5 protein-coding genes are annotated in these 7,047 nt (G+C 75.8%); all 5 read left to right on the top strand.

Translation table 11 applies throughout. The features are described from left to right. Nucleotides 1-143, top strand: a 143-nt coding sequence (locus HLB09_RS19365) for a TilS substrate-binding domain-containing protein (RefSeq protein ID WP_281359371.1), incomplete at its 5' end; no start/stop codon positions are given. 108 nt (nt 144-251) lie between these two features. Further along, entirely contained in the window at nt 252-806 is a 555-nt protein-coding gene (gene hpt, locus HLB09_RS10690) for a hypoxanthine phosphoribosyltransferase (protein ID WP_298801168.1), read from the top strand. Nucleotides 807-879: 73 nt separating this feature from the next. After that, nucleotides 880-4,056: an FAD-binding and (Fe-S)-binding domain-containing protein gene (locus HLB09_RS10685; protein WP_171203363.1), complete on the top strand. Its 3,177-nt coding sequence runs from the start codon at nt 880-882 to the stop codon at nt 4,054-4,056. A 160-nt stretch (nt 4,057-4,216) separates the two neighbouring features. Beyond that, nucleotides 4,217-6,310: an ATP-dependent zinc metalloprotease FtsH gene (gene ftsH, locus HLB09_RS10680; protein WP_171203362.1), complete on the top strand. Its 2,094-nt coding sequence runs from the start codon at nt 4,217-4,219 to the stop codon at nt 6,308-6,310. A 44-nt stretch (nt 6,311-6,354) separates the two neighbouring features. Further along, entirely contained in the window at nt 6,355-6,963 is a 609-nt protein-coding gene (gene folE, locus HLB09_RS10675; RefSeq protein ID WP_171203364.1) for a GTP cyclohydrolase I FolE, read from the top strand. Nucleotides 6,964-7,047 lie beyond the last annotated feature (84 nt).

The following is a 7,047-nucleotide window of genomic DNA, read 5'->3' as shown; positions in this document are numbered from 1 at the left end:
CGGGTGACGTCTCCGCGGCGCACGCCGCGGCGCTCGACGCCCTCGTCACCGCCTGGCGCGGCCAGGGACCCGTCCGGCTGCCCGGCGCGGTCGAGGGGCGCCGCGCCTGTGGCAGGCTGCTCCTGGCGCCAGCCCCCCGCTGAGGCCCGCGGCACGAGGAGTCCCCCCGAAGGGGTCCCACCGGCCCGCGACCCGCACCACCGCAGCCCCGCGCCGGCCCCGGCGGGAGCGCCGGAAGGAGCACCACCCGCGTGGACGCCGCCGACATGGGAGCGGACCTCGAGAAGGTCCTCATCAGCGCCGACGAGATCCGCGACAAGCTCGCCGAGCTGGCCGCGCGCGTGGACGAGGACTACGCGGGCAAGGACGTGCTCCTGCTCGGCGTGCTCAAGGGCGCGGCGCTCGTCATGTCCGACTTCGTGCGGGCGCTGCACGTCCCGGCGCAGATGGACTGGATGGCCATCTCGAGCTACGGGTCGGGCACCAAGTCCTCCGGCGTCGTGCGCATCGTCAAGGACCTCGACACCGACATCACGGGTCGGCACGTGCTCATCGTCGAGGACATCATCGACTCGGGCCTGACCCTGTCCTGGCTCGTGGCCAACCTCAGCAGCCGCGGCGCCGCGTCGGTCGAGATCCTCACGCTGCTGCGCAAGCCCGAGGCCGCCAAGGTGCACGTGGACGTGCGCTACACGGGCTTCGAGATCCCCAACGAGTTCGTCGTGGGCTACGGCCTCGACTTCGCCGAGCGCTACCGCGGGCTGCCCTTCGTGGGCACGCTCGCGCCGCACGTCTACCGCAGCTGAGGCGCGACCCGCCCGGGCCCTGAGGCCCCGCCCGGGCCGGTGCCGCGACCGCCCCGCCCCGAGGGAGCGCCCCGTGACGACCACCGCCCCCGCGCCCGCCGCCCCCGCGGGCCCGTCGCCGCGCGACGTCGAAGCGGCTCTGCGCCGCGCCGGGCTCACCGACGTCGACGCCTCGTCGCGCCGCCGCGCGGAGTACTCCACCGACGCCTCGCTGTACCGCGTGGTGCCCCAGGTCGTGGCCTTCCCGCGCTCGGCGGACGAGGTGGCGGCCGCCGTCGAGGTCGCCCGCGAGACGGGGGTGCCCGTCGTCGCCCGGGGCGGGGGGACGTCGATCGCGGGCAACGCCGTCAGCACCGGCGTCGTGCTCGACACCTCCCGGCACCTCGACCGGCTGCTCGAGGTGGACCCGGAAGCGCGCACCGCGGTGGTCGAGCCGGGCCTCGTCCTCGGCGACCTGCAGCGCCGGCTGGCCCCGCACGGGCTGCGCTTCGGCCCCGACCCGTCCTCGGGCAGCCGCGCGGCGATCGGCGGCATGATCGGCAACAACGCCTGCGGGTCGCGCGCCCTCGGCTACGGCCGCACCGACGCCAACGTCCTCGGCGTGCACGCCGTCACGGGCACGGGGGAGCGGCTCGTCCTGCGCAGCCGCGGCGGCGAGGCGCCCGACCGCCCGCAGACCACGCCGGCGCTCTCGACGCCCGACACCTCGCCCGTCCTCGCGCAGCTGCGCGACGTCGTGGCCGGGGACCTCGGGACCATCCGCACCGAGCTGGGCCGCTTCGGCCGCCAGGTCTCGGGGTACGCGCTGGAGCACCTGCTGCCGGAGAAGGGCTTCGACGCCGCCCGCCTGCTCGTCGGCAGCGAGGGCACCCTCGCGCTGCTCACCCGGGCGGAGCTGCGGCTCGTGCGCTCCCCGGAGCGCACCGTGCTCGTCGTCCTCGGCTACCGCGACATGGTCGAGGCCGCCGAGGCGGTCCCCGCGATCCTGCGGCACGGCCCGGTGGCCTGCGAGGGCCTCGACGCGCGGCTCGTGGACGCCGTCGAGCAGCGCCTGCGCTCGCCCGTCCCGCAGCTGCCCGCGGGTGGCGGCTGGCTGCTCGTGGAGCTCGGCACCGACGAGCGCGGGGCGACGCCGGACGGGCTCGCCGACCTCGCCGCCCGGGCCCGCGCGGTCGTCGCGGACGCCGGGACGGGCGCGACCCGCCTCGTCGAGGACCCGGTGGAGGCGCGCACGCTGTGGCGCATCCGCGAGGACGGCGCCGGCCTGGCCACCCGGGCCCCCTCGGGCCGGCCCGGGCACGCCGGGTGGGAGGACACCGCCGTCCCGCCGGAGCGCCTGGCCGCCTACCTGCGGGACTTCGACGCGCTCATGGACACCTACGGCCTCACCGCCATCCCCTACGGGCACTTCGGCGACGGCTGCCTGCACGTGCGGATCGACTACCCCCTGGAGCAGCCGGGCCGCGAGGGCGTCTACCGGGAGTTCGTCGAGGCCGCGGCGGCGCTCGTCGCCTCGCACGGCGGCTCGATGTCGGGCGAGCACGGGGACGGCCGCGCCCGCAGCGAGCTGCTGCACCACATGTACTCCCCGCGCGTCCTCGACCTCTTCGCTCAGGTCAAGGACGTCTTCGACCCCCTCGACGTGCTCAACCCCGGCGTCCTCGTGCGCCCCCGCTCGCTCGACGCCGACCTGCGGCCGCAGCCGTGGCCCGCGCCGGAGCGGACGGGCCAGGGGCGCGCCACCTCCCGGGGGAGGGGTCTGCCCGTGCCGGTCGGGCGCCCCGACGCGTCCGACAGCCCCGGGGAGGGCGGCCGGCCCGCCGGTCGCGGCCCGGGCCCGACGCCGCTGGCCTTCGGCTACCGCGCGGACGGCGGCAGCTTCGCCGCGGCCGTGCACCGCTGCGTGGGCGTCGGCAAGTGCCGCGCCGACATGACGGGCTCCGGCGGCGTCATGTGCCCGTCGTACCTGGCGACGAAGGACGAGAAGGACTCCACCCGGGGGCGCTCGCGGGTCCTGCAGGAGATGGTGGCGGGCTCCCTCGGCGCCGCGACGACCGTCGACCGCGGCTGGCGCTCGCCGGAGGTCCACGAGGCGCTCGACCTGTGCCTGTCGTGCAAGGGCTGCCTGTCGGACTGCCCCACGGGCGTCGACATGGCGACCTACAAGGCCGAGGCGACCCACCAGGCGTACAAGGGCCGGCTGCGGCCGATGAACCACTACGTCCTCGGCTGGCTGCCGTACCTGTCGCGCGTCGCGAGCCTCGTGCCGCGCCTGGCGAACGGCTCGCTGTCCTTCGCCCCGCTGGCCCGCCTCCTCAAGCGGGTCGGCGGCATCGACCAGCGCCGCGCGCTGCCCCGCTTTGCCCGTCGGCGCTTCAGCGCGTCGGCGCCGGCGGTGCTCGCCGGCGCCCGACGGGACGCCGACCGCCGCGCCGACGAGGGCGCCCGCCCCGGGGCGGGCGGGCAGAGGGTCGTCCTGTGGGCCGACAGCTTCACCGAGCACTTCTCGCCCGAGGTCGGCCACGCCGCCGTCCGGGTCCTCGAGCACGCCGGCTTCGACGTCGAGCTCGCGCCGCGGGACGTCTGCTGCGGGCTCACGCTCGTCTCCACCGGCCAGCTCGACCTCGCGCGGCGCCAGCTGCGCCGGACGGTGCGGCGCCTCGCCGCCGTGACGGCGGGCGGGCCGGGCGAGCCGCCGGTGCCGCTCGTCGTCCTCGAGCCCTCGTGCCTCGCGGTGCTCCGGCACGACGCGTCGGCGCTGCTCTCGGGCGACGCAGGTGGTGAGGGAGGGGTCCCCCAGGGGCTCGTCACCGACCTCGCCGCGCGCTCGCGGACCCTGGCGGAGGTGCTCGCCGCCTACGCCTCCGACGTCCGCTGGCCGCACCTGTCCGGGCTCGAGGCCGTCGCGCAGCCGCACTGCCACCAGCACGCCGTCCTCGGCTTCGAGGCCGACCTCGACCTGCTGCAGGGCAACGGCGTCGCGGTCACGGCGCTGGGCGGGTGCTGCGGGCTCGCCGGCAACTTCGGCGTGGAGGAGGGGCACTACGACGTCTCCGTCGCCGTGGCGCGCACGGCGCTCCTGCCGGCGGTCGAGGCGGCCCCGCCGGACGCCGTCGTCCTCGCCGACGGCTTCTCCTGCCGCACCCAGCTCGCCGAGCTGGCGGACCGTCGCGGCCTCCACCTCGCCGAGCTCCTGGCCCGCGGGCTGCCGGGCGCGGACGAGGGAGGGGCGGACCACCGGGTCCGCTGACGGCGAACGCCGACGCGGCGCCGGAACAGCGCCCGCGCGCCGCCCGTTCAGCGGGCGGGACGGGGGAGGCGACGGCCGCAGGCCGCCGGGAGCCCCGGTGTACCGTCGATCCACGGCTTCTGCGACCAGGAGGGACGGGGCGCGAGCCCCTCGCACACCGATGAACCTCAAACGACTCGCCCGCGGGCCGATCCTCTGGGTCGTCCTCGCGCTCGCCATCCTGCTGCTCGCGACGCAGCTCCTCAGCCCCGGCGGGGCGACGAAGATCAGCACCTCCGAGGGCCTCGCGCTCATCAGCGGCGGCACGGTCGACAACGCCCAGGTCGTCGACGGGGAGCAGCGGGTGCAGCTGGGCCTGTCCGAGCCCTACGAGCCGGAGGCCGGCGGCACCGAGACGCGGCAGGTCGAGTTCTACTACGTCACCCCGCGCGGCGACGAGGTCGTGCAGGCCCTGAGCGACGCGCAGATCGCCTCCGTCGACGACGAGGTGCCCCAGCCGTCCTTCCTCGGGTCGCTGCTGTCGACGCTGCTGCCGCTCATCCTGCTCGTCGCGATCTTCTGGTTCGTGCTGTCGCGCATGCAGGGCGGCGGCGGGCGCATCGCCCAGTTCGGCAAGTCCAAGGCGAAGATGGTCTCCAAGGAGACCCCCAAGGTCACCTTCGCCGACGTCGCTGGCGCCGACGAGGCGGTCGAGGAGCTGCAGGAGATCAAGGACTTCCTCGCCGACCCGACCCGCTTCCAGGAGGTCGGCGCGAAGATCCCCAAGGGCGTCCTGCTCTACGGCTCGCCCGGCACCGGCAAGACGCTGCTCGCGCGCGCCGTCGCGGGCGAGGCGGGCGTCCCCTTCTTCTCCATCTCCGGCTCGGACTTCGTCGAGATGTTCGTCGGCGTCGGCGCCAGCCGCGTCCGCGACCTCTTCGAGCAGGCCAAGAACAACTCCCCGGCCATCATCTTCGTCGACGAGATCGACGCCGTCGGCCGCCACCGCGGCGCCGGCATGGGCGGCGGCCACGACGAGCGCGAGCAGACGCTCAACCAGCTGCTCGTCGAGATGGACGGCTTCGACGTCAAGACCAACGTCATCCTCATCGCGGCCACCAACCGCCCCGACATCCTCGACCCCGCCCTGCTGCGCCCCGGCCGCTTCGACCGGCAGATCGCCGTCGAGCCGCCGGACATGAAGGGCCGCGAGCGGATCCTCCAGGTCCACGGCAAGGGCAAGCCGCTCGCGCCCGACGTCGACCTCCTCGCCGTCGCCCGCCGCACCCCCGGCTTCAGCGGCGCCGACCTCGCGAACGTCCTCAACGAGGCCGCGCTGCTCACCGCGCGCACCCACGCCAAGGTCATCGACAGCGCCGCGCTCGACGAGGCGATCGACCGCGTCATCGCGGGCCCGCAGAAGCGGACCCGGCTGATGAACGACAGCGAGAAGAAGATCACCGCCTACCACGAGGGCGGGCACGCCCTCGTGGCCGCCGCCATGCGGCACACCGACCCGGTGACGAAGGTGACGATCCTCCCGCGCGGCCGGGCGCTGGGCTACACGATGGTCATGCCGAGCGAGGACAAGTACTCGACGACGCGCAACGAGCTGCTCGACCAGCTGGCCTACGCCCTGGGCGGTCGCGTCGCCGAGGAGATGGTCTTCCACGACCCGACGACGGGCGCGAGCAACGACATCGAGAAGGCCACCGGCATGGCCCGCAAGATGGTCACCGAGTACGGCATGAGCGAGCGCGTGGGCGCCATCAAGCTCGGCTCCGGCGCCGGCGAGCCCTTCATGGGCCGCGACATGGGCCACGACCGCGGCTACGGCGAGGGCCTGGCCTCGGTCGTCGACGACGAGGTCCGGCGGCTCGTCGAGGCGGCCCACGACGAGGCGTGGGAGGTCATCGTCGAGCACCGCCCGGTGCTCGACGAGCTCGTCCGCCGCCTGCTCGAGAAGGAGACCCTCGACCGCGAGGAGCTGGCCGAGGTCTTCGCCCCCGTGCAGAAGCGGCCGCTGCGGCCGGTGTGGCTCTCCAGCGAGCGCCGCGCCGTCTCCGACCAGCCGCCGATCCTCACCCCGGCCGAGCGGCGCCGCCTCAACGGGTCGGCCAACGGCTCGTTCAACGGCAACGGCCGGAGCGGGAGCAACGGCCACGGCGCGCCGGCGCCGCAGGACCAGGCCGCGGGGGCCCGCCCCGAGCACCCGGCGCAGGGCGTCGGCGAGGTGCCCGAGGGCGGTCAGGTCGACCCCGGGGCGCAGGGCTGAGCGTCGGCGACCGCGGCGAGGGGCCCGGGGCGAGCGGGTCCCGCATCGGCCGCCTCGAGACGGAGGCGCTGACGGCGCCGTCGCCGCGGCCCTTCGACGCCGCGCGGGCCGAGGCGGCCGTGCGCGAGCTCCTCGCCGCGGTGGGGGAGGACCCGGAGCGGGACGGACTGCGCGACACGCCCGCACGGGTGGCGCGGATGTACGCCGAGGTGCTCGGCGGCCTCCACGAGGACGCCGCCGACGTCCTCTCGACGTCCTTCGACCTGGGGCACGACGAGCTCGTCCTCGTGCGCGACATCGAGGTCCACTCGCTCTGCGAGCACCACCTCGTGCCCTTCCACGGCGTCGCGCACGTCGGCTACGTGCCGGCGGCGGACGGCCGCATCACCGGCCTGTCCAAGCTGGCGCGGCTCGTCGACGTCTTCGCGCGCCGCCCCCAGGTGCAGGAGCGGCTGACGACGCAGGTGGCCGACGCGCTCGTGGCCCACCTGCAGCCGCGCGGCGTCATCGTCGTCGTCGAGTGCGAGCACCTGTGCATGTCGATGCGCGGCGTCCGCAAGGCAGGGGCGCGCACCATCACCTCGGCGATGCGCGGCCAGCTGCGCGACCCGGCGACGCGCGCCGAGGCCCTCTCGCTCATCCACGGCCGGTGACCGCCGTGAGCGGGCCCGCCCCCGTGCCGCCGGCTCCCGGCGCCGTCCGGGCCGCCGCCGTCCGCGCGACCGACGTCCCGCTCG

The sequence above is a fragment of the Pseudokineococcus marinus genome, assembly GCF_013004605.1.
In the GTDB taxonomy this organism is placed as follows: Bacteria; Actinomycetota; Actinomycetes; order Actinomycetales; family Quadrisphaeraceae; genus Pseudokineococcus; species Pseudokineococcus marinus.
Note: the sequence above shows the minus strand (reverse complement) of the source record. Positions and strands in the feature narration are given on the sequence as shown.

What these genes read in the sequence shown, in the direction of transcription:
- ftsH (WP_171203362.1), top strand. Translation starts at nt 4,217, where the DNA reads ATGAACCTCAAACGACTCGCCCGCGGGCCGATCCTCTGGGTCGTCCTC.